General features: G+C 71.0%; 21 protein-coding genes. 6 read left to right on the top strand and 15 right to left on the bottom strand.

Features of this window, described 5'->3' with window-relative positions; translation table 11 throughout:
* Window positions 1-74: 74 nt before the first annotated feature.
* On the bottom strand, window positions 75-1,862 hold the full coding sequence (locus CGL27_RS42165; RefSeq protein ID WP_240450827.1) for a helix-turn-helix domain-containing protein: 1,788 nt from the start codon (window positions 1,860-1,862) through the stop codon (window positions 75-77).
* A 162-nt stretch (window positions 1,863-2,024) separates the two neighbouring features.
* Here CGL27_RS42165 and CGL27_RS42170 point away from each other — a divergent pair, with 162 nt between their 5' ends.
* Both CGL27_RS42170 and CGL27_RS42175 read left to right on the top strand, forming a co-directional pair.
* Window positions 2,025-3,773: an FAD-dependent monooxygenase gene (locus CGL27_RS42170; protein ID WP_119992777.1), complete on the top strand. Its 1,749-nt coding sequence runs from the start codon at window positions 2,025-2,027 to the stop codon at window positions 3,771-3,773.
* 90 nt (window positions 3,774-3,863) lie between these two features.
* Window positions 3,864-4,778, top strand: coding sequence for a YceI family protein (locus CGL27_RS42175; protein WP_078639138.1), 915 nt, complete (start codon window positions 3,864-3,866; stop codon window positions 4,776-4,778).
* Window positions 4,779-4,846: 68 nt separating this feature from the next.
* Here CGL27_RS42175 and CGL27_RS42180 read toward each other — a convergent pair whose 3' ends face one another.
* On the bottom strand, window positions 4,847-5,392 hold the full coding sequence (locus CGL27_RS42180; protein WP_119992779.1) for a DUF3761 domain-containing protein: 546 nt from the start codon (window positions 5,390-5,392) through the stop codon (window positions 4,847-4,849).
* A gap of 160 nt (window positions 5,393-5,552) precedes the next feature.
* Here CGL27_RS42180 and CGL27_RS42185 point away from each other — a divergent pair, with 160 nt between their 5' ends.
* The gene (locus CGL27_RS42185; protein WP_119992781.1) at window positions 5,553-6,041 is read left to right on the top strand and encodes a glutathione peroxidase; all 489 of its coding nucleotides are present in this window, start codon (window positions 5,553-5,555) and stop codon (window positions 6,039-6,041) included.
* Window positions 6,042-6,102: 61 nt separating this feature from the next.
* On the opposite strand, the gene CGL27_RS42190 is transcribed toward CGL27_RS42185, so the two are convergent.
* Window positions 6,103-7,950: a glycoside hydrolase family 9 protein gene (locus tag CGL27_RS42190; RefSeq protein ID WP_119992783.1), complete on the bottom strand. Its 1,848-nt coding sequence runs from the start codon at window positions 7,948-7,950 to the stop codon at window positions 6,103-6,105.
* 198 nt (window positions 7,951-8,148) lie between these two features.
* Here CGL27_RS42190 and sigJ point away from each other — a divergent pair, with 198 nt between their 5' ends.
* Window positions 8,149-9,039, top strand: a complete 891-nt coding sequence (gene sigJ, locus CGL27_RS42195) for an RNA polymerase sigma factor SigJ (RefSeq protein ID WP_119992785.1) — start codon at window positions 8,149-8,151, stop codon at window positions 9,037-9,039.
* A 175-nt stretch (window positions 9,040-9,214) separates the two neighbouring features.
* Here sigJ and CGL27_RS42200 read toward each other — a convergent pair whose 3' ends face one another.
* Entirely contained in the window at window positions 9,215-9,862 is a 648-nt protein-coding gene (locus CGL27_RS42200; RefSeq protein ID WP_119992787.1) for a response regulator transcription factor, read from the bottom strand.
* Window positions 9,853-11,073: a sensor histidine kinase gene (locus tag CGL27_RS42205; protein ID WP_119994814.1), complete on the bottom strand. Its 1,221-nt coding sequence runs from the start codon at window positions 11,071-11,073 to the stop codon at window positions 9,853-9,855. Before CGL27_RS42205 ends, CGL27_RS42200 begins: the two co-directional genes overlap by 10 nt.
* A gap of 110 nt (window positions 11,074-11,183) precedes the next feature.
* Between CGL27_RS42205 and CGL27_RS42210 the strand changes: the two genes are divergently transcribed.
* Window positions 11,184-12,779, top strand: a complete 1,596-nt coding sequence (locus CGL27_RS42210) for a serine hydrolase domain-containing protein (RefSeq protein WP_240450828.1) — start codon at window positions 11,184-11,186, stop codon at window positions 12,777-12,779.
* On the opposite strand, the gene CGL27_RS51160 is transcribed toward CGL27_RS42210, so the two are convergent.
* From CGL27_RS51160 to CGL27_RS42230, 4 genes are all read right to left on the bottom strand, one after another.
* Window positions 12,700-13,017, bottom strand: a complete 318-nt coding sequence (locus tag CGL27_RS51160) for a hypothetical protein (RefSeq protein WP_205587839.1) — start codon at window positions 13,015-13,017, stop codon at window positions 12,700-12,702. The genes CGL27_RS42210 and CGL27_RS51160 overlap by 80 nt on opposite strands.
* Window positions 13,018-13,263: 246 nt before the next feature.
* The gene (locus CGL27_RS42220; protein WP_240450829.1) at window positions 13,264-14,241 is read right to left on the bottom strand and encodes an aldolase/citrate lyase family protein; all 978 of its coding nucleotides are present in this window, start codon (window positions 14,239-14,241) and stop codon (window positions 13,264-13,266) included.
* 22 nt (window positions 14,242-14,263) lie between these two features.
* Window positions 14,264-15,475: a CoA transferase gene (locus CGL27_RS42225; RefSeq protein WP_119992791.1), complete on the bottom strand. Its 1,212-nt coding sequence runs from the start codon at window positions 15,473-15,475 to the stop codon at window positions 14,264-14,266.
* A gap of 114 nt (window positions 15,476-15,589) precedes the next feature.
* Window positions 15,590-16,534, bottom strand: coding sequence for a LysR family transcriptional regulator (locus tag CGL27_RS42230; protein ID WP_014056888.1), 945 nt, complete (start codon window positions 16,532-16,534; stop codon window positions 15,590-15,592).
* A 144-nt stretch (window positions 16,535-16,678) separates the two neighbouring features.
* Here CGL27_RS42230 and CGL27_RS42235 point away from each other — a divergent pair, with 144 nt between their 5' ends.
* The gene (locus tag CGL27_RS42235; protein ID WP_162953193.1) at window positions 16,679-17,986 is read left to right on the top strand and encodes a citrate:proton symporter; all 1,308 of its coding nucleotides are present in this window, start codon (window positions 16,679-16,681) and stop codon (window positions 17,984-17,986) included.
* Between the two features lie 154 nt (window positions 17,987-18,140).
* Here the strand turns inward: CGL27_RS42235 and CGL27_RS42240 are convergent, their stop codons facing one another.
* The 6 genes from CGL27_RS42240 to CGL27_RS42265 form a co-directional block, all read right to left on the bottom strand.
* A complete protein-coding gene (locus CGL27_RS42240) occupies window positions 18,141-19,205 on the bottom strand; it encodes a zinc-dependent alcohol dehydrogenase family protein (protein WP_119992795.1) in 1,065 nt (354 codons plus the stop codon).
* 83 nt (window positions 19,206-19,288) lie between these two features.
* Entirely contained in the window at window positions 19,289-21,694 is a 2,406-nt protein-coding gene (locus tag CGL27_RS42245; RefSeq protein WP_119992797.1) for a GH92 family glycosyl hydrolase, read from the bottom strand.
* A 126-nt stretch (window positions 21,695-21,820) separates the two neighbouring features.
* Window positions 21,821-22,612: an SDR family NAD(P)-dependent oxidoreductase gene (locus CGL27_RS42250; RefSeq protein ID WP_078639124.1), complete on the bottom strand. Its 792-nt coding sequence runs from the start codon at window positions 22,610-22,612 to the stop codon at window positions 21,821-21,823.
* A gap of 253 nt (window positions 22,613-22,865) precedes the next feature.
* Entirely contained in the window at window positions 22,866-23,357 is a 492-nt protein-coding gene (locus tag CGL27_RS42255; protein ID WP_119994816.1) for a MarR family winged helix-turn-helix transcriptional regulator, read from the bottom strand.
* 279 nt (window positions 23,358-23,636) lie between these two features.
* Window positions 23,637-24,365 (bottom strand): 5-formyltetrahydrofolate cyclo-ligase, encoded by a 729-nt coding sequence (locus CGL27_RS42260; RefSeq protein ID WP_119992799.1) that lies wholly within the window; start codon window positions 24,363-24,365, stop codon window positions 23,637-23,639.
* 16 nt (window positions 24,366-24,381) lie between these two features.
* Complete coding sequence (locus CGL27_RS42265) at window positions 24,382-25,698, bottom strand: transcriptional regulator (protein ID WP_240450830.1); 1,317 nt, start codon at window positions 25,696-25,698, stop codon at window positions 24,382-24,384.
* Between the last annotated feature and the right edge of the window lie 315 nt (window positions 25,699-26,013).

Raw genomic sequence — 26,013 nt, forward strand, 5'->3', positions numbered from 1 at the left:
CGCGACCGATGACCGGCTCCCCTGCGACCGGCCCCCCTGGTGACTGTTTCCGCCCCTACGCCTGGTCCATTCCCCTACGCCTGGTCCATTCCGTACGCCCGCAACTTCCGGTACAGCGTGGCCCGGCCGATGCCCAGGGACTCGGCGGCCCGCACCTTGTTGTCCCCGTGGCGGCGCAGCGCCTCCAGGATCGCCGTGCGCTCCGCCCGTTCCATGCCACTCAGCCGGCGGGCGGCCGGTGGCACCCGCAGTCCGTACGGCAGCTCCTCGCGCCGCACCGGCCCGGTGGAACGGCGGCGCTCGGCCACCTCCCGTACGACATGGGCGAGTTCGGTGACATTGCCCGGCCAGGTGTGCTGCTCCAGCGCCCGGCGCGCGTCCAGGCTCCAGGTCAGCGGGGGACGTCCGGGGGAGGGGCGCCGGGCGAGGCCCGCCAGCAGTGCCGGGATGTCCTCGACGCGTTCGCGCAGCGGCGGCAGCGTCACCGACCGGGCCGAGAGGATGTCCAGCAGCCGGCTCAGACAGGGACCGGTCGGCGCACCCGGGGTGTGCGTCGCCACCAATGGCACCGCGGGCCGCTCCTCCAGCAGCGAGAGCAGCGCGGCCACATCGGACTGACCCAGCCGCTCGGCGTGGCGCAGGAGCAGCGGCGGTGCGCCGCCGTCCCCCTCCGCGAGCGCGCGGCACCAGCGCGGGACCTCGCCGGCCACCTGCTCGGCGGCGTCGACCAGACACGGTGCGGCCGTGCCCCGGCGGCCGAGCAGGGCACGGGCCAGCGCGGTCTTCCCCACGCCCGGCTCCCCGATCAGCAGCAGCGGCTCCGTGGCCCGCGCCAGCTCCGTCGCCCGGGAGACGGCCACCCGCCAGGGCGGGGATGTGCCCACGAGCCCCGGGAACCGGTCATGGCCCTGCCGCTCCGCCGCCCGCGCCCGCCGGGTCGCCGGGCACACCGTGGCGACGGCCCCGATGACCTCGCCCCCACGCACCACGCGCGTCATCCTTACGGTGAGCCCGGCGCCGTCCGGTACGCCGATCTCCTCCGGTGTCCCGGAGTGCGCGCCGTCCGGTCCGGCGTCCGCGTCCCTGAGAAGGGCCGTGGCATGCCGTTCCAGCCGCGCCAGCGTCTCGTGCGACAGCAGCCGCGCGGCCTCCGGGCTGACCAGGCGGCTGCTGCCGTCGAGCGCCACCACGGCCGCCCCGTCGGCCCGCTGACGCAGATACGCGTCGAGCAGCACCCGCTCCGGCGGGCGCGCCCGGCCCAGCAGTTCCGTCTCGACGGCGTGCGCGGTGGCCTCGGCGACGGCCGCGCCCGGGTGGGCGGTGCGGCCCTCGCCCAGCGGGGTCACCACGGTGATGGTGCCGGCCGGGCGGCCGGCCGTCGGCTCGTACAGCGGCACGCTGACCGCGGACACCTCCTGCCACAGATCGAGGAAGTGCTCCGGGCCGTGGACCTCGGCCAGGCGCCCCGTGCGCAGCGCGAGCGCGGAGCTGTTGTGCCCGACCGCCTTCTCCGACAGATCGAGACCGGCCACATCGGCGGACGTGCCGGTGTAACGGCCGCCGCCCGACCACAGCGCGCGGCAGCGGGAGTCGACCAGCACCAGCCCCATCTCACCGCTCAGCGTGGGCGCCACGCGGTCCAGCGCGGGGCGCGCCGCGGCCAGCAGCGGTGAGTCCTCGGGCGGCCGGACCCTGGGCGGGGCCACCAGATCGCGCGGTACGCCGAAGAACCGCGCCCGTCGCCAGGCTTCGGCGAGGTCCTCGGGGACCCCGTCGCCCGGTGGCCGTCCGCTGAGGAACCGGTCGCGCGCCCGGCGCAGGGATGAGAGGGCCGGGTCGGCGGGGGTGTCGTCGGTGGTCATCACAGCCACTCCACCGTATACGTCGCCGGTGTTTCGAAATGAGACACCTCGGGGCCCGGGTTCTGGAACAAGATCACCAATGGCCGATCGCTGGTCGCCGGTCGCCGGGAGACCGCCGGTCGTCAGGAGATCGCCCATCACCCGAAGAGGAGCCCTTCAGCAGTGGAGACCGTCGAGACCGACGTACTGGTCGTGGGCAGTGGCCCCGCCGGAGCCGCGACGGCGCTCGCCTTGAGCACCTACGGCGTGCCCAACGTCATGGTCACCCGGTACGGAAGCCTGGCGGACACGCCCCGCGCGCACATCACCAACCAGCGCACCATGGAGGTGCTGCGCGACCTCGGCGTCGAGGACCAGGTCACCGCCCAGGCCACGCCGCAGCCGCTGATGGGGAACACCGTCTTCTGCACCAGCCTCGCGGGCGAGGAGCTGGGACGGCTGCGCTCCTGGGGCAACGACCCGCTCGTCCAGGCCGCGCATGAACTGGCCAGCCCCAGCCGGATGTGCGACATGCCCCAGCACCTGATGGAGCCGGTGCTGGTGAACGCCGCGGTCTCCCGGGGCACCGCGCTGCGCTTCCACACCGAGTATCTCTCCCATGAGCAGTCGGACGACGGCGTGACCGCGGTGGTCGAGGACCGGCTGCGCGGGGACACCTACCGCGTCCGGGCCCGCTATCTGGTCGGCGCGGACGGCGGACGCAGCCGTGTCGTGGAGAACGCCGGGCTGCCCACGGTCGGCCGGATGGGCGTCGCGGGCAGCCTCAACATCGTCTTCGAGGCGGATCTCACCGAGCTGACCGCCCATCGCCCCTCCACGCTCTACTGGGTGCTGGCCCCCGGCGCGACGGTGGGCGGCATCGGCGCGGGCCTGGTGCGCTGTGTGCGCCCCTGGACCGAGTGGATGGTGGTGTGGGGCTACGACCTCGAGGCGGGCCCGCCGGACCTCACCGAGGAGTTCGCGCGGTCCGTGGTGCACCGGCTGCTCGGCGACGACACGATCCCCGTGCGCATCACCTCGACCTCCGCGTGGACCGTCAACCATCTGTACGCCGAGACCTACGCCGACCGGCGGGTGCTGTGTGCGGGCGACGCCGTCCACCGCCATCCGCCGTCCAACGGGCTGGGCTCCAACACCTCCATCCAGGACGCGTACAACCTCGCCTGGAAGCTCAAGCTGGTCCTCGACGGCACCGCCGCCCCCGCCCTTCTGGACACCTACTCCGCCGAACGGGCACCGGTGGGGCGGCAGATCGTCGAGCGGGCCAATCGGAGCATCGGTGAGACCGCGCCGGTTTTCGAGGCGCTGGGTGTGCTCGCCACCTCCGACACCGAGCAGATGTGGCGCAATGTCGACGCCCGTAAGGCCGCCACGCCCGATGGCGCGAAGCAACGGCAGGGACTGCGCGAGGCCATCGCGGCCAAGGTGTACGAGTTCAACGCGCACGGTGTGGAGATGAACCAGCGGTACGTGTCGGACGCCATCGTCCCCGACGGCACCCCCGACCCCGGTTTCGGCCGCGACCCCGAGCTGCACCACCAGCCCAGCACCCGCCCCGGCGCCAAGCTGCCGCACGCATGGGTCGTCCGGGGGCGTGAGCGGCTGTCCACCCTCGACCTCGGTGGCCACGGCCGGTTCACCCTCTTCACCGGCATCGGCGGGGACCGCTGGGAGGAGGCCGCCGCGGCGGCCCGTAAGGAACTCGGCATCCAGCTCGTCACCGTCTCCATCGGCCCCGGCCAGGAGTACGAGGACCCGTACGGCGACTGGGCCCGGCTGCGGGAGATCGGCGACTGCGGGGCCCTGCTGACCCGCCCCGACAACCACATCGGTTTCCGCCACCACGAAATGTCCCCGCGCGCGGGGGAGTTGCTGATCGGGGCGCTACGGAAGATCCTCGGCCACGTCTGACACCCACCCCCCAAGCGCAGCGAGCCCGACCTGGGGCTCCATCATGGACGCGCCCACATCCCCAGAGAAACCGTTAGTGAGATGACTGCAATGCCCCTCGCACTGCTCCGGCGCATGCGCACCAAGCGTCCGGACCGCGGATCAGGACTCAGGATCCCCCTGCCCGTGGGTGCCGGAGCCTTCAGCTGCGAGGTCCTGGACCCCGTCGGCCAGGCCCTGGGCGGCGTGGAGGTCACCGTCACCGAGACGCGTGGCGCCGCCCGTACTGTGGCCAAGGCCACCACCGATCCACACGGCCTCTTCCTCGCCACGCTCGAGCCGGGGCAGTACACCGTGCTGCTCACCGGAAGCGGGCTGCAGCCCAACCGCCTCACCGTCGACATCGCCCACGGCCAGAGCGAACCGCCCCGCCGGGTGCAGATGGAACCCTCCCAGCAGCTCGAACTCCCCCCGCCGGGCACCTGGCTCTTCGACCCGCCGCACACCGCGATCCGCTTCATCGCCCGCCACGTCGGCATGGCCAATGTGCACGGCCGCTTCACCCGCTTCCGGGGCGGCATCCACATCGCCGAGCGGATGGAGGACTCCCGCGTCGAGGTCGTCATCGACGCCTCCAGCATCAACACCGGTAACAACACCCGCGACAACCACCTGCGCTCGGCGGACTTCCTCGACGTCGAGAACTTCCCGGAGATCCACTTCGCCAGCAACCGCTTCACCTGGCGCAGCGGACCCAAGTGGACCCTCCAGGGCCCCCTCACCATGCACGGCGTCAGCCGCTCGGTGACCCTGGACACCACCTACCTCGGCGCCGTGAACGGCGGCTACGACCAGGAACTGCGCTGCGCCGCCCTCGCCACGGCGGAACTGCACCGCGAGGACTACACCCTGAACTGGCGCAACATGCTCGCCCGCGGCATCGCCGTGGTCGGCCCCACGGTCAAGCTGGAGCTCGACATCCAGGCGATGTACCGCAGCCACGACACGCCGACACCCCCCGAGTAGGCCGTCACCCGGCGCTGTCCGGCAGGCGCTGGGGCGGGCTTCGCGGCCCGCCCCAGCGCCGTGTCAGATCACCTGTAGAAGACGGCGACGCCACCGTGATGCGAGCACGCGCCCTGGTGGTGGGCGGCGTAGGAGTAGGTGCCGTCGTTGCAGAGTGCCGTGGCACCGCTGCTCGATCCGCCCGTGCTGCTGGACGATCCGCCGGACGAGGAGCCGGACGACCCGCCGGATGACGACCCGCCGCCCCCGGAGCCCGACGAGGACGATCCGCCGGATGACGAGCTGACACCACCGGTGGAGGAGGACGAGTCGTCCTCAGCACTCTTCGTCGCCTTGGGCGTGGCCTTCGGCTTCGGCTTCGCGGTGACGGTCTTGGTGACCGTCACGGTAGGAGTCGGCTCGGCCGCGTCCTTCACCCGGGCGGGCTTTGCCGTGACGGTGACCGTCACCTTGGGCGTGGGCTTGTCGCCGTCCGCCGCCTTCGCGTCCTCGCCCTGGGCCGACCCTATGCCGACTCCGGTGAAGAGCAGGATGGCCGCGACCGGGATGGCGACGCGCTTGCGTGCCCATCCGGGGCGTCTCGGTGCCGGTGATGGCTGGTTATTCCAGGACATGATCCCCCCTTGAGTGATACGTGAGGAACCGACCCTAGCCACGCTGATTGAAAAGTGAAGAGATTGTGTGTGCTTGGTGTTCATATTGTGACCGGGCGTCACGAGCCCATGAGCGCATAGATTTGGGCTCACCCACCGAACGACGAAGGCGGTTGATCCCATGAGCCTGTACGACATTCCCCTGCACACCCTTACCGGCGAGCAGACCTCTCTCGGTGAGCATCGGGGCGCGGCGCTGCTGGTGGTCAATGTGGCGTCCAAGTGCGGTCTCACCCCGCAGTACGAGGGGCTCGAGCGGCTGCAGCAGCGTTATGCCGAGCGCGGGTTCACCGTGCTGGGGGTTCCGTGCAATCAGTTCGCCGGGCAGGAGCCGGGGACGAGCGACGAGATCCAGACGTTCTGCTCGACGACCTACGGCGTGTCCTTCCCGCTGCTGGAGAAGATCGATGTCAACGGCGAGCAGCGGCATCCGCTCTACGCCGAGCTGACGCGGACGCCGGACGCGCAGGGCGAGGCGGGGGATGTGCAGTGGAACTTCGAGAAGTTCCTGATCTCGCCGGACGGAGAGGTCGTGGGCCGGTTCCGGCCGCGGACCGAGCCGGAGGCGGACGACGTCGTCGCCGCGATCGAGGCGCAGCTGCCCCGGTGAAAGCGACGGCGGGCGAGGGGCCACCGGCCCCTCGCCCGCCGGGCCGATCGCGTACCCCGTTTCAGCCGCGTTCCGCGGCAAACGCGGTCAGCCACGCCAGCGGCGCGTTCCAGTTGATCGCCACCTCATTGGTGGAGTACGAGCCGATGTCGTCGATGTAGCACGCCGCGGGCGCACAGCCCGGGAGCTTCTCCTGCGCCACCGGATCCTGCAGCCCCGCGTTGGCGCCGCCCGCGATGGATCCGGCGGGCGGGTTCGGCAGCGAGGCGTCGTACTGGTGTGCCCAGAAGCGGTGGTGCTGGTTCTGCGCGGCGCGCTCGCCGTAGCCGGTGACGTACGACTGGCCGAGCGCGTTGCGGCCGAGCAGATAGTCCAGCGTCTCCAGCGCCCCGGTGCGGTAGCGGCGCTGCTTGGTGAGTTCGTAGGCGACGGCCATGACGGTCCCGTTGTTGGCCACCTGGCCATTGGAGCCCCACACATAGCCGTCCGCCGGCAGTGGCACCCCGTAGCCCTGGCCGGCCATCGTGCTCAGCCGTGCGTCGGCGGCCGAGACCACGGAGGCGCGGACGCGGGCGAGGTCGGTGGCGGGCAGGCCGTTGGGGACGGTGGCCAGGACGAGCCGTCCGAGGGACCCGGTGGCCTGCCAACTGAAGCCGAACGGCGTGAACACATCGCTCGCGGTGTGGTACGGCGAGGAGGTGACCGCGTCCCGGTACCGCGCCTCCCCGGTGGTCGCGTAGAGCTCCGCCGCCGCCCAATAGAACTCGTCGCCCACCTCGCTGTCGTCGTACGCCCCGCCGCCGGTGGAGTCGGAACCCGGCGCGAGCACATCGGGATTCGCCTGCGCGGCGGCCCAGGCGCGGCGCGCGGAGTCCAGGCAGCGGGCGGCGAAGGCGGCGTCGTACGGTGCGTAGACCCGGGCGCACTGCGCCGCCGCGGCGGCCAGATTGAGGGTCGCGGCGGTGGACGGCGCGTGCAGCTCACGCGGCTCGGCGTCCTGCTCCGGACGGGTGGGCAGCCCGGTCCAGGCGGCGTCATGGACCTTGTGGAAGGCCATCCCCGCCCGTGGCTTGCCCTCCGGGATCTGCATCCGCATCAGGAACTCCAGCTCCCAGCGCCCCTCGTCGAGCACATCCGGGATCCCATTGCCGCGCTCAGGGACGCGCAGCGTGGAGTCCCCGAGCGCCGCCGCGTGCCCCGTGCGCTTCGCGCGCTCGAAGGAGTTGACGAGCTGCCAGACCGCGAGCCCGCCGTTGACCACGTATTTGCCCTGGTCACCGGCGTCGTACCAGCCACCGCGGACATCCCGGGTGTAGTCGCACACCCCGCTGACACAGGGCACGGCGGTGTCGCCCCGATTGGGGGCGACCCCCAGATGGCCCGCCGGGCGTGCGTAGGCCGTACCGGCCAGGGACGCCTCGATGGGGATACCGCTGCGCTGCTGGTAGAAGAAGGACATCGCGTCCGTGCGCAGCCCGTCGTAGAGGTTCGCGCGGATGTCGAAGGGATGGCTGGTCCGGCCGTCCACGGTGAGTGTGTAGCCGGTGCCCGTCCCCTGGTACGCGGAGAAGTCCACCAGATGGGCCGACTGCCCGGAGGCGGCGTCCGCGCCCCGTACGGTGGTGGTGCCCGAGGCGGCGGTGCGGCCCGTCGCGTCGCGCAGTTGCCAGGGCAGGGCGGTGGCGCTCGCGCTCACGACGGTGGCGCGTTTGGGGCCGTCCGGCAGATATCCGAGCTGATTGACCTGGACGGCGGACGGCGCGGCTGAGGCAGCGGTCGGGCGTGCGGGCACCGCGGGGGAGTCCGCTCCGGCGGGCACGGACTGGGCGGCGATCAGCAGCAGTGCGCCGGTCAGCAGCGCGGTGGCGGTCCGCGCACCGCGCGGACGGGGTAACAGGGACACGGGCATGACGGACCCTCCTGGGGAGTGGGAGGCATGGGAGCGCTCCCAACTTGTGTAATGATGTGATCGCAGTGCGTCAAGGGACTGGACGGGTGCACGGGCCCGCACAGAACATTCCGTCCCCCTCCGTCACATCGCACCCGGCCCATCCGTCAGCACGGTGTGGCCCGCGACGGTGCGGTCTGCGACAAGGGGATGTGACCGATGAACGAGAACCACCTTCTGGCGGAGGGCTTCGAGGCCCACCGCGGTCATCTGCGGGCGGTGGCCTACCGCATGCTCGGCTCGCTGAGCGAGGCGGACGACGCCGTTCAGGAGGCATGGCTGAGGCTCAGCCGCTCCGACACCGCCGTGGTGGAGAACCTGGGTGGCTGGCTGACCACCGTCGTCGGCCGGGTCTGCCTGGACATGCTGCGCTCGCGCACCGCCCGGCGCGAGGAGCCCCTGGGGGTGCACCTCCCCGACCCGGTCATCAGCGGTGAGACCGGGCCCGGCCCCGAGGACCAGGCGCTGCTCGCCGACTCGGTCGGCCTCGCCCTGCTGGTCGTCCTGGAGACGCTGGCCCCCGCCGAACGGCTGGCCTTCGTACTGCACGATCTGTTCGCCGTGCCGTTCGACGAGATCGCCCCCATCGTCGACCGCACCCCGGCCGCCGCCCGTCAGCTCGCCAGCCGCGCCCGCCGCCGGGTGCGGGGAGCGGCCCCGGTCCCCGACGCGGACCTGGCCCGGCAGCGCGAGGTCGTGGGCGCCTTCCTCGCCGCCGCGCGCGACGGCGACTTCGAGGGGCTGATCTCCGTACTCGACCCGGATGTCGTCCTGCGCGCCGACTACGGCCCCGCGCCCGCCCCGGCCCCGCGCGAGGTGCGCGGCGCGGCGGCCGTGGCGGACCAGGCGCTCACCTTCTCCCGCCTCAGCGGCCCGGGCCTCCTCGCCCGTCCCGCGCTCGTCAACGGGGCGGTGGGTGTGGTCCGCTCCCGGGATGGCCGGCCGTTCTCGGTGCTGGCCTTCACGGTCACGGACGGCAGGATCGTGGCGATCGACATCCTGGCCGACCCCGAGCGGCTGAACGGGCTCGATCTGACGGTCCTGGGCTGACGCCACCAGAGGCACATAGCCGCAAGAGCCCCATAGCCGCCTGGCGCCGAGTCGGGCAGGCGGCGTCGGATTCGGTCGATTGGGAGCGCGTAAGCGGTCGGGGTCGAGGGCCTTCATTGTTTTCGGGCGCATCGGGCGCATCGGGCGCATCGGGCGCATCGGGTGCATCGGGCGGTCAGGCGCGCAGGTAGGTGAGAACAGCGAGGACGCGCCGGTGTCCCTGGCCGTCCAGGCGGAGGTCGAGTTTCTGGAGGATGCTGCTGACATGCTTGTTGACCGCGGCCTCGGTGACATAGAGGTCGCGGGCGATCTCGCCATTGGAGCGTCCTTCGGCCATGAGGGAGAGGACCTCGCGCTCCCGGGGGGTGAGCTGCCGCAGGGGGTCATGCCGTCGGCGCAGGAGTTGGCGCACCACTTCGGGGTCCATGACCGTCGCACCGGCGGCCACCTCCTCGACCGCGCTCGCGAACTGGGTGACGGCACTGACCCGGTCCTTGAGCAGATAGCCGATGCCGGTCTCGCTGCCCAGGTCGAGCAGATGAGTGGCGTAGGACTGCTCGATGTACTGGCTGAGCACCAGAATGGGCAGGGTGGCGCGGTGATCGCGTAGCGCGACCGCGGCGCGGAGACCGTCGTCGGCGTTGCCCGGTGGCATCCGTACATCGGTGATGACGATGTCGGGGTCGTGCTCGTGGGCCGCGGCGATCAGCGCGTCGGCGTCGCCGACAGCCGCCGACACCTGGTGGCCGACCCGGGTCAGCACGCTGACCAGGCCGTCCCGCAACAGCGGTGAGTCTTCGGCGAGCACGATGTTCAGCGGCACGGGAGCTCCACGCGCAGCAGTGTAGGGCCGCCCGCCGGGCTGGATATCCGCACTCTGCCGTCCGCCGCGGCGACGCGGTCGGCCAGGCCGACCAGCCCGGTGCCCGCGGCCGGATCCGCCCCGCCGACGCCGTTGTCGCGGACCGTCAGCGTCAGGACATCCGCCTCCAGCCGGGCGTGGACCTCGGCCTGAGTGGCCCGGCTGTGCTTGGTGGCGTTGGCCAGGGCCTCGGCGACGACGAAGTACCCCGTGCTCTCCACAGCCATGGGCAAGCGGTACGGAAGCCGGATGTCGACGGTGACCGGCAGGGCGGAGCGGGTGGTGAGGTTGCCGACGGCCGCGGCGAGTCCGTGGTCGGTGAGGGCCTTGGGGTGTACGCCTCGGCTGAGCTCACGCAACTCGCCCACGGCGAGGGTGACTTCGCTCTGGGCCAGAGCGAGTTGCCGAGCGACCGGCGAGCCCGGCTCGGCGTCAAGACCGGCCAGGCCGAGCATGACGTTGATGGAGACCAGCCGCTGCTGGGCGCCGTCGTGCAGGTCACGCTCGATCCGTCGGCACTCGGCGTCGAAGGCGTCCACCAGACGCGCCCGGGAGGCCCGGACTTCGGTCAGCTCCCGGCCCAGTTCACCGTCGCGCGGTGCGAGGATCAGGCGGGTCAGCGCGGCGCGGGCGCCGGCCCAGGCGGTGATGGTGTACGGCGCCGCGGGCAGCAGGCACACGCCGATGACCAGCCACGGCCAGGCACCGGGGTCATCCATCGGTGAGGTCATGAGCAGTACGGGCAGGGCCAGGGCGAACCCGAGGACGAGCAGATCCATCCACCACAGGGCGGTCAGCGACACAGCGGTGAACCCCAGCTCCCGCCAGGTCGCGGACTCCCGCAGCCGGGTCTCCAGCCACCCCCGCGGCCCGGGACGGTCAGGAGCCCGGTGCGGATCCGGTGCCGGGTCCAGGTCCACCAGCCGCAGCCGCCGGCGTTCGATCCGGGTGACGACGATGCCGGACAGCGCCACGGCGAGGAGGAGCCCGGCCCCCACCACCAGGACCAGCGACACCAGCCCGGCCACGGCCATGGTCAGCAACGTGACCAGGGCGATCGCGCCGAAGACGACCCCGGACAGCAGATAGACCAGCGCCCGCCAGGGCCACGCCGAGGCCAGGAACCCCAAGGGATGCTGTGCGAGAGCCTGCCAGGCTGTTCGAGAAGGCACCCGCAGAAGATATGCGACCTGTCCGGCCTCGGTCGGTAGTGCGCGCACTACCCCTGGTCTCGCACGCACACCAATGTGGCGGCCACCCCGCTCCCGGTGGGATGAGAGCCATGCCGATGCGTAGATACAGCACATACAGCAAGACCGCCCGGGCCGCGGGGCTGCGGCTCGTCCGACGCGTGCTCCACCCCCGGCGCGGCGCCGTTCGGCGCGGGGCGCGCGGGCCGGTGGTGGCCGCCCTGGTCATCGCCTCGACGGCGTGGTGCTGCCCGGCGACCGCGGTCGCCGCCCCCTCCCACCCCACGCTGGACGCCGCCTCGATCGACGCTTACGTCAACGCCTACCTGGAGCGGACCCAGCTCCCAGGTGCCGTGGTGGCGGTCACCAGGGGCGACAAGGTCGTCCACGCGGCCGGATACGGGCACACCGCGGCCGGGAACGCCATGACCGCGCGGACACCGGTGCCCGTGGCCTCCCTCTCCAAGTCCATGACCGCCCTGGCCGTCATGCGGCTGGTGGAGGACGGCAGAGTCGACCTGGACAAGCCGGCCCACCACTATCTGCCCGAGTTCACGATGGCCGACCGGCGGGCCCAAAAGATCACGGTACGGCAGCTGCTGAACCAGACATCGGGCATGGCCGACTCCGCCTACCCCGACCTGACCCGGCCCCAGGCACACACGCTCACCGAGGCGGTCGCGGATATGCGCAAGGCCGGGCTCGCCGCGGAACCGGGAGCCGAGTGGAACTACCACAACCCCAACTACTTCGTCGCCGCACGGCTGGTCGAGGTCGTCAGCGGGCGGCCCTTCGCGGACTACATGGCCACCCGAGTGTTCCGGCCACTGGGCATGACACACACCGAGTCCGTCGACACCACCGATGACATGCCCGATCACGCCCGGGGCTACGTCCGCGCCTACGGCATGCTGTTCTCACGTTCCCACCCCCGCTGGTTCGCGGCCGGGGGCCACGGCGTCATCACCACGGCGGAAGACCTCTCCCAATGGCTGATCGCACAGAACAACCAGGGCATGTCCGCGACGGGCCGGCGCGTCGTCTCCGCGCGGAGCATCGACGTCATGCACACCCCACCGGAGGGTCGCGAGTACGCGATGGGCTGGTCCCTGAGCCCCGCTGGAGAAGAGCCCCGGCAGATCCGGCACACCGGTGAACTCCTGACCCACAACGCCATCCAGACCCTGCTGCCCGACAGCCGGACCGGCATCGCGATCGTGACCAACACCGGCATGATCTCCGGGGACGACGCCGCCGTCATGCTTCAGGGGCTGGTCGACCTGGCCCAGGGCAAGTCCCCGACGGTGCGGACCCCGTTCGCCATGAAGGCCGACTACGCCCTCGCGGCGCTCACCCTGCTGGCGGTCGCCCTGGGCGTGCTCGGCGCCGTTCGAGCACGCCGCTGGGCACGGCGCACCGTGGACCGACCGCTGTGGCGAATGGGCTTGCGCATGCTGCCCTGCGCCCTTCCCATCGTCCTTCTCGCCCAGCTCACCGACCTCGTCGGCCTGTTCATGAACCGTGCGGGGACACTGGCCCAGCTGATGTACATATGGCCTGCCCTCGTCATCTTGTCGGCCACGGCTGCCCTGGCCTCAACCGCGGTGATCACCGCGCGGTCGCTCGCCGTGCTCCTGGTCCGGCGGACCCGTGTTCTACCTTCCGCGGGGGCCGATAGCCGACGATGACGCCGCCGGCCGTCGGGGTCGCGTCGGCGACCGCTGCGGGGATGTCGCCGCTGAGCAGTGTGGAGTGGGGCCACGGCAGGGGCTCGGCCAGGGTGTTGGACGCGACGTACTTGGGAGCGTTGTTGAGGGCGTCGCGGAACGGGCTGGCCTGGGCGTTCCAGTGGCCCAGAACATCGGCCCGGCCGGGCCCTCGCATGACACCGTCCAGGGTGACGTGGTCGACAACGACGATCCTCATGGCACTCCCGTCCGGCGGTGTCGCTTCTTCACTCGGTGCCTATGACCGCGGATCACGGCGAAACTCGTCAGCCGTAGCCGGCCCGACGGTCTGGGCGTGCGGGGGCAGGCACACCTGGGAGCGGAGCCCCCGGAACGGGGGCCGGTACGGAGCCCCGGTTTTGGGAAGGGGCGGGGGTGGGGCAACTCCCGCGGCCGTCGCACGGACAGGGGCCCACCGTCACCCCCAACCGTGGCGGCCCAGGACTCACCCCCCACCGTGGCGGGACAGGGTGTGGCGGGCCGTTGCCGCCATCGCCTCGTCGACCATCCGCCCCTCGAAGAGCACTGCCCCCGCCCCCTCGGCCTGTGCCCGCTCCACCGCCGCGATCAGCCGGCCACAGCGGGCCAGTTCCTCGGCGTCGGGTGCGAACACCTCGTTGACCACCGGCACATGGGACGGGTGGATCAGTGCCATCCCCTCGTACCCGAGGGCGCGGTTCTGTTCGGCGAAGCGCCGCAGTCCCGCGAGGTCCGCCACGTCCGCCCATAGCCCGGCCACCGGATGGGGGCGGTCCGCGGCGCGGGCGTCCAGCAGCGCCCGGGCCCGCAGTTCACGGGTCTCCTCGCCCTCCGGGCTCCAGCGGTAGCCGATCGCCCGCTCCACGTCCCCGCCCGGGGCGGTCACCGCGCCCAGGTGGGCGATCCGGGTGGCGGCCCGGCCGATGGCGTACGCCTCGCGCAGTCCGCGCGCCGTCTCCAGCAGCGGCAGCAGGGCGAAATGGCCCTCGGGCAGGCCGTGTTCGCGCTCGCACCAGGCCAGCAGCCGGTCGGCGGTCGTCACGTCCTCGGGGCCGCTCACCTTGGGCAGCACGATGCCGTAGAGCCCGGGACGGGCCACCGCTCGCAGGTCGTCGGCGCCCTGCCAGCCCGTGGCGCGGTCCAGCGCGTTGATCCGTACGAGCAGCCGCATCGGAGCGGGCGTTCCGGCCGCCCCCCGGTCCTCGGCCCCGGACACCGCCCCGTCCTCGGCCCCGGACACCGCCCCGTCGGCGGCCCCGGCCACAGACCGGTCGACGGCCCCGGCCACGGCCTCGCGTGCCGCCGCCTTGCCGTCCTCCGGGACGGCGTCCTCCAGGTCGAGGATGGCCGCGTCGGCGCCCGCCGCCTCCGCCTTGGGCAGCCAGTCGGTCCGGCTGCCGGGCACGAAGAGCAGGGAGCGCAGGGGGACGCGATGCGTCGTCACGCCCGTCACGCCCGTATCGCCGTCAGATGACACCCTCGGCCTCCAGTTTCGCCAGCCGTCCGTCGTCGATGCCCAGCCACTCCCCGTAGACCAGCGCGTTGTCCGCGCCGAGCGCGGGGCCGGTCCGCCACACCGCGCCGGGGGAGCGGTGGAAGCGCGGGATCACCGACTGCATCCGCACCGGGCCGAGGTCGGCGTCGTCCACCGTGATGATGTCCTCGCGTTCGGCGTAGACCGGGTCGGCGACGATGTCGGCGGCGGTGAACACGCGCGAGGCCACCACCTCGGCCCGTTCGAACGCCGCCAGGCACTCGGCCGCCGGGCGCACCGCGACCCAGTCCCGCAGCGCCGTGTCGAGCCGCTCGCGCCCCGCGTGCTGCTGGTCCACGGTGGCGAACTCCCCGTCGGGCAGGCCCAGCAGTCGCACCACATTGCGCACCGAGCGGGTGGTGGCGGAGGTGACGGTGAGCCAGTCGCCGTCGGCGCTGCGGTAGGTGTTGATGACGGCGGCCGGGGCGACGGCCAGTTGGTTGCCCGCCCGCTCGGGGGCCGCGCCGAGCTGGTCGTACGCGATGATCTGCCACTCCACCAGGCGGTACAGCGGCTCGAACAGCGCCAGGTCGATCCACTCGCCGTCGAAGTCCGGATCGGTGTCACGGCGGTGCAGGGCGGCCAGGATCGCGAACGCGCCCATCAGCCCGGTGACCGCGTCACCGTGCGAGAAACCGGTGTGCACCGGTGGGCCGTCCGGGAAGCCGGTCAGGTGGACCACACCGCTGCGGGCCTCGCCCATCTTCCCGAAGCCGGGTGCGTCGGCACGGGAAGAGGTCGCGCCGAAGCCGGAGATCTGCAGCAGGATCGCGGTGGGGTTGAGCGCGTGGACGGCCTCCCAGTCCAGGCCCCAGGCGCGCAGGCGGCCCGCCCGGAGCGTCACGATCACCACATCGGCCCAGGCGATCAGCTCCCGGGCGACCTCCCGGCCCTCCTCGTGGTGCAGATCCAGGGTTACGGAGCGCTTGTTGCGGCCCGCCACCTTGAACCAGAGCGGAACACCGTCGCGCCGCGGCCCCATCGCTCTCGCCGCGTCACCGGAGCCCGGCGGCTCCACGTGGACGACGTCCGCCCCCTGGTCGGCGAGCATCCCCCCGGCGAGCGGGCCCGCCACCACATGGGCGAACTCCACCACCCTCAGCCCTGTGAGCTGTCCCTGCCGTGTGCTGGTCTGGTCCTCCATGCGGCCAGGCTGCGGGGTGGGGTGTATGCGCGTCCAGCAATGAAAGGGGATCAATTCATGCGGATCTCGCAAGGATCGCTGTGGAGCGTCGCCGTTGAACGGCGCCCCGCGGCCTCACCACGGACCGTCGTCCGCCTCCTCCCACACCACCCCCGCCGGCAGGGCATCGGCGGCGGAGCGGAACTCCTCCAACTGGTCCAGGAAGCGGCGCGCCCCAGGCGGCAGGGTGCGGCGCGTCGGCAGGACGACATACAGCCGGCGCTCCACCACCGGCCCCACCAGCGGGCGCCGCACCAGCCGGCCCGGCACCATCAGCGGATGGACCAGGGCCGGCAGCGCGGAGACGCCGAGCCCGGCGGCCACCAGCCCGCCCACCGTGGCCACGTTCGACGCCTCGGCCGCCGGGTTCGCCTCCATACCGGCCTGGGCGAAGGCCGCGTCGGTCATCCGGCGCACGCTGGAGTCGGTGCCCACCGCGAGAAACGGCTCCCGGCCCAGCTCCTCCCAGGTCACCTCCTCCCGCTCGGCCAGCGGATGGTGCTCCGGGAGCACCGCGTCGAAGCGGTCGCGCACCAGCGGCCGCAGCCGTACGCCCGGGGCGCGCCGGGCCACTGTGCTGACCGCGAAGTCGGCGTCCCCGTCGACCACCCGCTCCAGCACCGAGCGCTCCAGCCCGTCCAGCAGCCGTACGGTCATCTCCGGGCGCCGCGCGCGGAAGGCGGAGATCACCGGCGGCAGCAGCACGGCCGCGACCGAGGGCAGGGTCGCCAGGGCCACCGCACCGCGCTCACCGGCCCCGTAGCGCCCCAGCTGGGCCAGGCCCGCCCGGTGCGCGGAGAGGATCTGGTCGGCGATCCGCAGCGCCTCGGCGCCCGCCGGGGTGAGCCGCACATTGCGGGTGTCCCGCTCCAGCAACCGCATCCCCAGCGTCCGTTCCAGATCGGCGACCGCACGGCTCAGCGACGACTGGGACACATGCAGTTCGGCGGCGGCCGCGGTGAAGCTCACGGCGCGTGCGACCGCCGCGTACGCGGTCAGCTGGCGCAGGGTGACGTCCATGGTCCGTGAGCGTAGGCGTGGTGGCCGCGCGGCGGAACTGTTGCGCAGATCGCATGGATAGATCTGTGTTCAATGCTGGACGCGGATCTTTCCCCGCTCGGAAACTCTTCGGCAGCACCCGACCGGACGAGGAAGCGAGCGGCCATGCTGGCAGCACTGGGATTCTGCACGATCGGCGGCTTCCTGCTGCTGACCATGTTCAAACGGGTCTCGGTGCTGGTCGCCCTCGTCCTCACGCCCGTGGTCACCGCGGTCATCGGCGGATACGGCGACGATCTGGGCCCGATGGCGCTCGACGGGCTGTCCAAGGTCGCCCCGACCGGCATCATGATCGCCTTCGCGGTGCTCTACTTCAGCCTGATGATCGACGCGGGCCTCTTCGAACCGCTGATCCGCGGCATTCTGCGCGCCGCCAAGAACGACCCGGTACGGATCACCGTCGGCACCGCCGTGCTGACCGTGTGCGTCGGGTTGGACGGCGACGGCGCCTCGACGTTCCTCATCAGCATCTCCGCGATGCTCCCCGTCTATCAGCGGCTCGGGATGAGCCGGCTGGTGCTCGCCGGGGTCGTCGGCCTCGGCGCGGGCGTGATGAACATGATTCCGTGGGGTGGGCCGACGGCCCGCGCCGCCGCGGCCCTGAAGATCGACACGTCCGACATCATCACGCCGCTGCTGCCCGCCCTCGCCGCCGGAATCGCCTGGGTGCTCCTGGCCGCCTACCTCATCGGACGCCGTGAGCGGCGGCGGCTCGAAGCCGTCGAGCCCGCCCCGCTGGCCGAGGTGGCGGTCGGGGACGGCCCCGGCACACCGCGGGTCGCCGCCCGCCCCGGCCTCGCGCTGACCGCCTTCAACCTGCTGCTCACCGTGGCGCTGCTGGTCTGCCTGGTGCTGGAGGCCATGCCGCTGCCCGTGCTCTTCGTCTTCGCCTTCGTCCTCGCGTTGCTGGTCAACCACCCCCGCTGGGAGGACCAGCAGGAGTTGCTGGAGAGGCACGGCAAGAGCGTGGTGCTCGTCATCACCATGATCTTCGCGGCCGGGGTGTTCACCGGCATCCTCGGTGGCACGGGAATGATCGGGAAGATGGCCGAGGCGCTGGTCGACGTCATTCCCAACGGGCTCGGCGGGCATCTGCCGGTGCTCGTGGCCGTCACCAGCATGCCGCTGAGCCTCGTCCTCACCCCGGACGCCTACTACTTCGGCGTTCTGCCGGTGCTCGCCGGGACCGCCGACGCCTTCGGCACCGACCACGCCGAGATCGCCCGCGCCGCCGTCCTCGGCCAGATGACCACCGGCTTCCCGCTGAGCCCGCTCACCGCCGCGACCTTCATCCTCCTCAGCATGAGCGGCGTCCAGCTCGGGGAGCACCAGCGCTTCCTCTTCCGCTGGGCGTTCGGCACCACGCTGGTGATGACCGCCGCCGCCCTCGCGACGGGCGCCGTGCCGCTCTGACCCGGACCGCCCACGCCTTTTCAGAGGCTCGGTTCGCCTCCGGCCATCGCCGGCCGTTCCGGCGGCGGGGGCGGGAGCCGGGGGACCAGCGGGACGGTGTGAGGGCCCGCGCCGGGGCGGTCGGTCAGCCTCCGGTCAGCGCCGGGACGGTCCGTCAGTTCCCGGTGAGCGGCGGGCGGTGCGGTTCGATGACGGTGACCCCGCCCCTGGCCCCCGACGCCATCGTGGACAGCGCCTCCGGGACCGCGTCCAGCCCGATGACATCGGTGACCAGCAGATCCGGCCGCAGCGAACCGGCCTCGACCATCTCCATCATCGGGCCGTAGTCGTGGGCGGCCATGCCGTGGCTGCCCAGCAGGCGGAGCTCCTGCGCGATGACCCGGTCCATCGGGATCATCGGGGTCCCGGCGGCCGGTGGCAGCAGCCCGACCTGGACATGGCGGCCGTGGCGGCGCAGGCTCTTGATGGACGCGGCGCAGGTCCGCGGGGAGCCCAGCGCGTCGAGCGAGACATGGGCGCCGCCGCCCGTGGCGTCCGCGACCGCCTCCGCCACCGAGCCCAGCGTGGACGCCACGTCCACGCACACCGCCGCGCCGAACCGGGCCGCGAGGGCGAGCGCTTCCGGTGAGATGTCCACCGCCACCACCCGGGCCCCGGCCGCGGCGGCGATCATCACCGCGGACAGCCCCACCCCGCCGCAGCCGTGCACCGCGACCCACTCGCCCGGGGCGACCTGGCCCTGGGCGACGACGGCGCGGAAGGCGGTGGCGAAGCGGCAGCCCAGACCGGCGGCCGTGGTGAACGACAGTTCGTTGCGAATCCCGACCAGGTTCACATCGGCGTTCTCGATCGCGACGTATTCGGCGAACGAGCCCCAGTGGGTGAACCCCGGCTGCGTCTGCCGCTCGCACACCTGCTGGGCGCCTTCCGCACAGGCGGCACAGCGCCCGCAGGCGCACACGAACGGCACGGTGACCCGCTGCCCCGGGCGCCAGTTGAGGACGTCGGGCCCGACCTCCTCTATCACCCCCGCCAGCTCATGGCCGGGGACATGCGGCAACCGGATGTCCGGGTCGTGCCCCATCCAGCCGTGCCAGTCGCTGCGGCACAGCCCGGTCGCCTCGACGCGGATCACCACACCGCGCGGGGAGGGAGCGGGGTCCTCGACGGTTCGGACCTCGGGCCGGCGCCCGAAGTCGTCGAACACCACAGCACGCATGGACACCCGCTCCCTCGCTCGACCACACCCCCAGGCCCGTGTGTCCAGGCGGGCCCTAGAACCTACACCACAACCGGCCGGTATCAGCCCTTGCGGGTGGCGCCCACCGACGGCGGCTCCGCGCCCGGGCCGGTGCCCCAGGACGACGGCTCGGTGGACAGCCGGTGGGCCAGTTTCCCGCCGTGGGCGACCTGGTCCCAGTCCAGCCAGGTCCGCGCCACGTTACGGCCGTCGAGCGAGACGCTGCGGACATACCGCTTGGCGTCGCTCGCGCCCGGTGCGGTGACCGTCAGCGTGCCGCCCTGCCGGGCGCCGTACCGCCCGACGCGGACCACGGCCGAGGCGAACTGCGGGCTGGACAGGGCGAGGAAGTCCCCGCCGCTCATCGTCGGGTACAGGCCCAGCGAGGAGAAGACGTACCAGGCCGACATCGTGCCGAGGTCGTCATTGCCGGTCATCCCGTCCGGCCCGGTGGTGAACAGGGTCATCGCCGCCCGTACCGCGGTCGCCGCCTTCGCGGGCGCGCCCGCCCACAGATACATGTACGGGGCGTGCAGATCGGGCTCGTTGTTGGGGTTGTAGGTGGGCTTGCCGTAGTAGTCGTACGGGGCGGAGATCCAGTCATTACGGGCCGTGCCCGCCGGGTCGGTGAGCAGCTTGTCGTAGGCGAAGAAGTCGTCCAGCCGCTTCTCGGCCGCGCGCCTGCCGCCCATCAGCTCCACCAGACCGGCCGGGTCCTGCGGTACCAGCCACTGGTACTGGTAGGCGCCGCCCTCGTGGAACTGCTTGCCCGCCTCCACCGGGTCGTACGGGGTCACCCACGCCCCGTCGGCCGTGCGCGGCCGGAAGTGCCCGATCGACGGGTCCCACAGCGTGCGGAAGGTCTGGCCGCGCTCGGCGAACATCCGGGCGTCGGCGCGGTGTCCGAGCCCGCGCGCCATCAGGGCGAGCGCGGCGTCCGCGGCGGAGTACTCCAGGGTGGCCGAGGCGGGGTGGACGCAGTCGTTGTCACCGCCCTTGTCGGCGCAGTCGGTGCCGAGCTTCAGCCCCGAGGGGACGTAGCCCAGCTTGCGGTAATAGTCCACTCCGGAGCGGCCGTTGTAGGGGGAGTCGGCGGGCGGGGTGCTGGTCGCGTTCTTCTTCAGAAGTGCGTACGCCTCGTCCTCGTGCCCGGCCAGCAGCCCCTTGGACCACGCCTCGACGAGGAACGGGGTCACCGGGTCGCCCGTCATGATGTTGGTCTCGCTGTTGGCCAGCGCCCAGCGCGGCAGCCAGCCGCCGTCCCGGCCGATGGCGACGACCGACAGCGCGACATCGCGGGCCACCCCGGGCTCCAGCAGCTCCAGGAGCTGGTTCTGCGGCCGGTAGGTGTCCCACAGCGAGAAGTTCTGGTACGGCGTATAGCCGGAGGCGGTGTGGGCCGCGCCGTCGAAACCGGTGTAGCGGCCGTCCACGTCGCCCGCCACATTGGGGTGCAGCTGGGCGTGGTACAGCGCGGTGTAGAAGGCGCGTTGCCGCTCCTCGGTGCCGCCGCCGACCCGGATCGCGTCGAGCTTCTCGCGCCAGGTGTCGTGCAGCGCGGCGCGGGTGGCGTCGAAGTCGTAGGAGTCCCCGGTCTCGGCCGCGAGGTTCTTACGGGCGCCTTCCGGCCCGGTGTACGACAGCCCGACCTTGACCACCACATCCCGGTCCTGGCTCGCGTCGAAGCTGGCCCAGGCGCCGTTGCCGCCCTCTCCGGCCGCCTCGCGGGAGCCGGGGGAGGGGGTCGTGCCGCGCCAGGTGCCGTAGGAGGCGAAGGGGCGGTCGAAGGTGGCGGTGAAATAGACGGTGTGCCGGTCCTTTCCGGCGCAGAAGTTCCCGGCCTCCACCCGGCCCTCGACGGTCCGGTCCCCGACCACGCGGATCTCGGAGCCGAAGACGTTCTGATTGGCCTTGCCGGTGTTGAACAGCACATTGGCCGCGCCGGTGGCCGGGAAGGTGTAGCGCTGCCAGCCGGTGCGCTGGGTCGCGGTCAGCTCGGCGTCGATGCCGTAGGTCTTCAGGCCCACCCGGTAGTAGCCCGGGGTGGCCTCCTCGTCGTCATGGCTGTACGTGGAGCGGTAGTGGTCCGGGTCGACGTCGGTGACCGCGCCGGTCGTCGGCATGATGGGCAGCTCGCCCGCCACCCCGCAGCCGACGCCGGACAGATGGGTCTGGCTGAAGCCGTGGATGGCGTTCTGGTCGTAGTCGTAGCCGCCCTGACCGCCGGTGTCCGGGCTGACCTGGACCATGCCGAACGGGGCGCTCGCCCCGGGGAAGGTGTTGCCGAAGTTCTCGGTGCCCACGAAGGGATGGACCAGCGAGGTGGGGTCGGCCGGAGGGTCCCCGGCCGCGGCGGCGGCCGTCGCCCCCGGCGGTCCCAGCAGACCGCCGCCCAGCAGCGCCGCCGTCATCACCCCCGCGACCGTGCCCGCCGCGCGCGCACGGATTCCACCGATCAGCGACCGCATGGGACGCACCTCCGCTTGACAACGTTGTCTAATCAGGGTCGCGAAACTTTGGCATGGGGGCTGGGCGGTGTCAATGACCCGTGCGCGGACGGGTCATTGACACCGCCCGCGCATCAGGCCGTGGCGTTAGCGCTTGCCGCGCTGACCGTCGGCGAGCTGACGGGACGTCTCCCCGGCGCCCGCGCCCCGCTGGGCCCGCTCGGCGAGGGTCGGGAACAGCCCGCCGAGGGCGCTGCCCAGGCGCAGCTCCAGCGGGGCCACGTTCACCTCGGCCCGGTTCCGCTCGATGGCCCGGATGGTCGCGGCCGCCACCCGGCGGCTGGAGATCGTACGGACCCCGGTGGGGAGGGACGTGCCCGCGTCGGCGAACATCCCGGCGTCGCCCACGAATCCGGGCTGCACCAGCGAAACCCCCACCCCCGTGCCATGCAGGTCCTGCCGCAGGCCCAGGGTAAAGCCGCGCAGCCCGAACTTAGCCGCGTTGTAGAGCGCGGCGCCGGGGGAGGCCGTACGGCCCGACAGTGAGCCGATCATCACCAGCTGACCGGATCCCGACTCCACCATGCGCGGCGCCATCAGCCGCGACAGCAGCATCGGTGCGCGCAGATTGACGTCGAGGGCGCGGTCCAGCTCCTCGGGCCGGTAGTCCAGGACCGGGCCGCTGGAGGGCAGCGCGGCGTTGGCGATGAGGATCCGGGCGTCCGCCGCCTCCTCGACCAGGCGCTCCAGATCGGACCGTTCGGCCAGATCGGCGACGATCACCCGGCCGCCCAGCCGCTCGGCCAGCGGCCGCAGCACCTCCTCACGGCGCCCGGTGAGCAGCAGCTTGGCACCCTTGGCCGCGAGCGCGCGGGCCAGTGTCTGCCCGATGCCGCCGGTGGCCCCGGTGAGCAGGACGGTCGTGCCGCCGATCCGCATGCGATCTCCTCCGGTTACGGTCGAGTACGTTCCGGCACGGTACTGGGTATGCGCTCCGCGCCGGGCGGGGGCCCGTTCCCGCCCGCTCCACCATCGGCCTCGACATGCCGCACGGCACCGGGCTGGAGTCGATGATCCAGTGGCTGTCGAACCAGAAATCGGTGTACGTCGCGAGGAGCCGTATCGCCTGCTTGATGAGCGGGAGCGCGGCCCGCAGGCGCCTGTTCCAGTCCGGCTGCTTCGATACGTACGCCTACGGGTTCCTGGCGCCCTCGACGTTGGAGATCATCCTGCGCAGCACCTTGAGCGCGGCCACGTACTCCTCGTCGCTGATGCCGTCGTGGACCACGGCACGAAGTTCGGTTACCAGCTCGCGCAGCCGTATCCTGGCGGATTCTCCTGCGTCGGTGAGGTGCAGACGATGTCCGGCGTCGGTCCGCAGCCAGCCGCGGTGGAGCAACTGGGCGACGACACGGGGGATCTCGTGTTGCCCGTCTGCGAGGGGCAACAGCTGGGCGGCTATCTCGTCGCGGCTCGGCGCCGCAGGCCAGTACTTGACGCTGTTGAGTACCCAGTACTGAGGCTGCGTGACGTCGATCCCAGCCATGGCGTCACGCAGCTGCCGGGTAACGACCGCGTGCGCCTGACCACTCCAGTAGCCGATGGGCTGGCCGGCCAGCATGTCGTCGGTGGCAGCTGGATCGGCCGGCGCCTGGTCGGTGGTGGTGCCAGTCAGGAAATCCATGATCACGACGCTACATCCGCGCGTCCAGCCTGAACACTGTCGAAGGCCGCATCAACCGCCGCCGCGGTGGCGCGGCGCATTTCCTGCAACCCCATGCCCGCACCGTCACCCTTCCGAATAGCTCGTCTAGTTGTTGCGGGGCAGGACGTTGGCGGCAGTAGGCGGGCGGCGCGTGTCACGCCTGTCGCAAGTTGTGGTTCACGTGGACCTGACCCCGATGAGTTACAAGGCTCCAAAAAGCCGCGCTCCATGCATCGCAATTTGCCTGGAGTGAGGCTTTCATGCGCTTTGTGCGTCAGTTGGCTTGCGAGCTGCGAGTGTGGGAATTGCGGCGATGGCGTCAGGGGTGAGGTGTTCCCAGATGATTCCGGGCGGGCGTCGGCGTGGTGCGCATTCGATGACTCTATCGGACGTGATGATCAGGTCCACGCGGAAATCGTGTTCTGCCTCCGGTAGCGTCTCGTCCAGGACTTGGAGGGGGTGAACGGTGGTCGCAATGAGGGTGTCCGGGCCGATGAGTCCAGCCTCTTGAAGCAGGGCAACTTCGATATCGGAGTATCCTGCGCCCTTTCCGAGCCGCACACCATCCGGGTTCACGGCAACGCTCCCGCAGACAACCAAGTCAACTGGCGACATCTCGTCTAGATCTACGGGCTGTGCAACTTTTGCTGCTATGCGACGTTCGGCGGCTTCACGCACTGGGGCGGTGAGTTTTCCAGGGTCCAGTAGGTAGAACGGCTTCTCTGTGGCTAGCTTCGATGATGCCATATACACCCGCTTGCCCTCTTGGAGCGCTCGGGCTCGCACGGGCAACTGCGCCTTGTCCGGAACCGCTTTAATGACCCTCGCGTTCTGCCAAGCAGGGTGCGCAGCAAGACGCGCAGCGGCAGAGTCCGCGCCGATGAAGGAGGGGATACGGCCCGTCACGTCTCCGTGTGTGGGCTCCAGCAGGCCCCAGACACGTTCGCGGACGGCTTGTTTAGCATGTTGGATATGCGCCCTATTCATCGATGCACTTTCTGTCTTAGGCCGATGCGATGACACCCAGAAGCCGGTCGTTCAGTTCATGCACTATCGGGACGTCCCGCCAGGGTTGCAGTTCGCGACCTGCCTGAAAGATGAGGTTCAGCCCGCCGCCGCCCCGATTGCGCTCTACAATGCCGATCGCTTCGCCGAGCGTACCGACAGCTTCGTCTACCTTCCGTTGCCGAATATAGGCAAGAGTCAGATTCCCCAGAGCGATAGCATGAGATTTTGATCCCTCACGCAACTCTTTAGCGGTACTCTCTAGTAACTCCTGCGCGCGAGCAGTGTCATTTAAGAAAAGAAAGCAAGAGCCGGCCAATCGCCCGAACTGGCCAGGAGAGAACATTGATGTACCGACATCGTTGGCACCAACTTGACTGAAATGCCATTCGGCGTTTCTCAATGCCTTCTCGGAGTCTCGGCGTTGCTGTAGCATCGCGTAAGCCTCGGCCGTGTGCAGAACAGCTAGGCCCGCGAGAACGTGGCTAGTATTCTCAACCGTGTCGGCGGTGTGCTGTGCAAGTTCTAGGCCGGCGCGCGGATTCCTCTCCCCGTATAGGGCAACAAAAGAGGTGCGCAGCAAAGCTAGTCCTTCGCCAACGGGATCGCGCAATTCACGTGCCGCATCGGCAGCTTGAGCGAAGTAAGCGCGAGGGGTGTCGTGGTCGGTCCTTCCCGAAGCATCCCATACCAATTGCCCCATTAGTGTGGAGGCTTCCGTCTGTGCGGCATAGAGATCTCGGCGAACAGCGTACGTGGTCGTGTGACTATGCCAGTATGCAAGTTGCCCCAAGTGCTGCCCGATCTCGGCGATTAGAGCCGTAGACGGTTCAGTGACATAGCGCGCGTCGAGGGTTTGTACTTGTTGCCGGAGTTCAGCTACTGCCAATAGGTCGAGGCTTCCGGGGTTCTCCCGTACATGCTGAGCACGCGCTTTAGCCTCGGAATCAGTCATAGCTCCGACGGTAGTGCCGGTATTGGCGGTTCCGTCAATGTTATTTGGGGAACCCTCCCATGACCGTCTTGGCAGTCCGAGCATGTCGCCGGGAATGCCGAAGCCATCGGCGACACGTTCGATTACTTGTTGGCCGCGTACACCACGGACGCCCCGGATGATGTCGCTCACGCGGGAACTCGTCATCTTGCCGATGGCGGCGGCCATGGCCGCATGACTTGAGCCTGTACGCCTGTTGACGAGTCGGAAGATCTCCCGGAAGTTTCGGGTGGCGCATGCCCGTTGCATGGCCTCACTCCGAAGCAGCGCGTCAGGAATCGTCAGCGGATAGCCGGCGCGTTGATTCTCGCGTTCGTCCATGGGCCACCTAGCAGGGACGGAAGTGATCTCCCCAGGGTAGCCCCGGATTCCCCGCAATGGGGTTCCCCAAAGTGGCTTGCGGGGTTCCCCGTTCGCGGTTCTCTCGGGCGTCTGCCGCCTCGAAGCTCATGGAACACGTGCAACGCGCTCAGCAGGGTGCCCCCGCGACGGGCGAACGTCCGGGGGCGCGGACCACCTGTACACCTAAGAGGAAGGACAGGCAGCCGTGCGTAAGAGTAGCCACGATCACCCGAACGTGGGGACACTCGTCCGAGACCAGACCACCGACCACGTAGGCGTCTACATGGGCCGGGG

It is taken from the genome of Streptomyces sp. 11-1-2 (assembly GCF_003595545.1).
In the GTDB taxonomy this organism is placed as follows: domain Bacteria; phylum Actinomycetota; class Actinomycetes; order Streptomycetales; family Streptomycetaceae; genus Streptomyces; species Streptomyces hygroscopicus_B.

Excerpts from the sequence above, each read along its gene's own strand:
- CGL27_RS42165 (WP_240450827.1), bottom strand. The coding sequence starts at position 1,862 with ATGACCACCGACGACACCCCCGCCGACCCGGCCCTCTCATCCCTGCGC.
- CGL27_RS42175 (WP_078639138.1), top strand. The coding sequence starts at position 3,864 with ATGCCCCTCGCACTGCTCCGGCGCATGCGCACCAAGCGTCCGGACCGC.
- CGL27_RS42180 (WP_119992779.1), bottom strand. The coding sequence starts at position 5,392 with ATGTCCTGGAATAACCAGCCATCACCGGCACCGAGACGCCCCGGATGG.
- CGL27_RS42185 (WP_119992781.1), top strand. The coding sequence starts at position 5,553 with ATGAGCCTGTACGACATTCCCCTGCACACCCTTACCGGCGAGCAGACC.
- CGL27_RS42190 (WP_119992783.1), bottom strand. The coding sequence starts at position 7,950 with ATGCCCGTGTCCCTGTTACCCCGTCCGCGCGGTGCGCGGACCGCCACC.
- sigJ (WP_119992785.1), top strand. The coding sequence starts at position 8,149 with ATGAACGAGAACCACCTTCTGGCGGAGGGCTTCGAGGCCCACCGCGGT.
- CGL27_RS42210 (WP_240450828.1), top strand. The coding sequence starts at position 11,184 with ATGCCGATGCGTAGATACAGCACATACAGCAAGACCGCCCGGGCCGCG.
- CGL27_RS51160 (WP_205587839.1), bottom strand. The coding sequence starts at position 13,017 with ATGAGGATCGTCGTTGTCGACCACGTCACCCTGGACGGTGTCATGCGA.
- CGL27_RS42225 (WP_119992791.1), bottom strand. The coding sequence starts at position 15,475 with ATGGAGGACCAGACCAGCACACGGCAGGGACAGCTCACAGGGCTGAGG.
- CGL27_RS42230 (WP_014056888.1), bottom strand. The coding sequence starts at position 16,534 with ATGGACGTCACCCTGCGCCAGCTGACCGCGTACGCGGCGGTCGCACGC.
- CGL27_RS42235 (WP_162953193.1), top strand. The coding sequence starts at position 16,679 with ATGCTGGCAGCACTGGGATTCTGCACGATCGGCGGCTTCCTGCTGCTG.
- CGL27_RS42240 (WP_119992795.1), bottom strand. The coding sequence starts at position 19,205 with ATGCGTGCTGTGGTGTTCGACGACTTCGGGCGCCGGCCCGAGGTCCGA.
- CGL27_RS42245 (WP_119992797.1), bottom strand. The coding sequence starts at position 21,694 with ATGCGGTCGCTGATCGGTGGAATCCGTGCGCGCGCGGCGGGCACGGTC.
- CGL27_RS42250 (WP_078639124.1), bottom strand. The coding sequence starts at position 22,612 with ATGCGGATCGGCGGCACGACCGTCCTGCTCACCGGGGCCACCGGCGGC.
- CGL27_RS42255 (WP_119994816.1), bottom strand. The coding sequence starts at position 23,357 with ATGGATTTCCTGACTGGCACCACCACCGACCAGGCGCCGGCCGATCCA.
- CGL27_RS42260 (WP_119992799.1), bottom strand. The coding sequence starts at position 24,365 with ATGAATAGGGCGCATATCCAACATGCTAAACAAGCCGTCCGCGAACGT.
- CGL27_RS42265 (WP_240450830.1), bottom strand. The coding sequence starts at position 25,698 with ATGGACGAACGCGAGAATCAACGCGCCGGCTATCCGCTGACGATTCCT.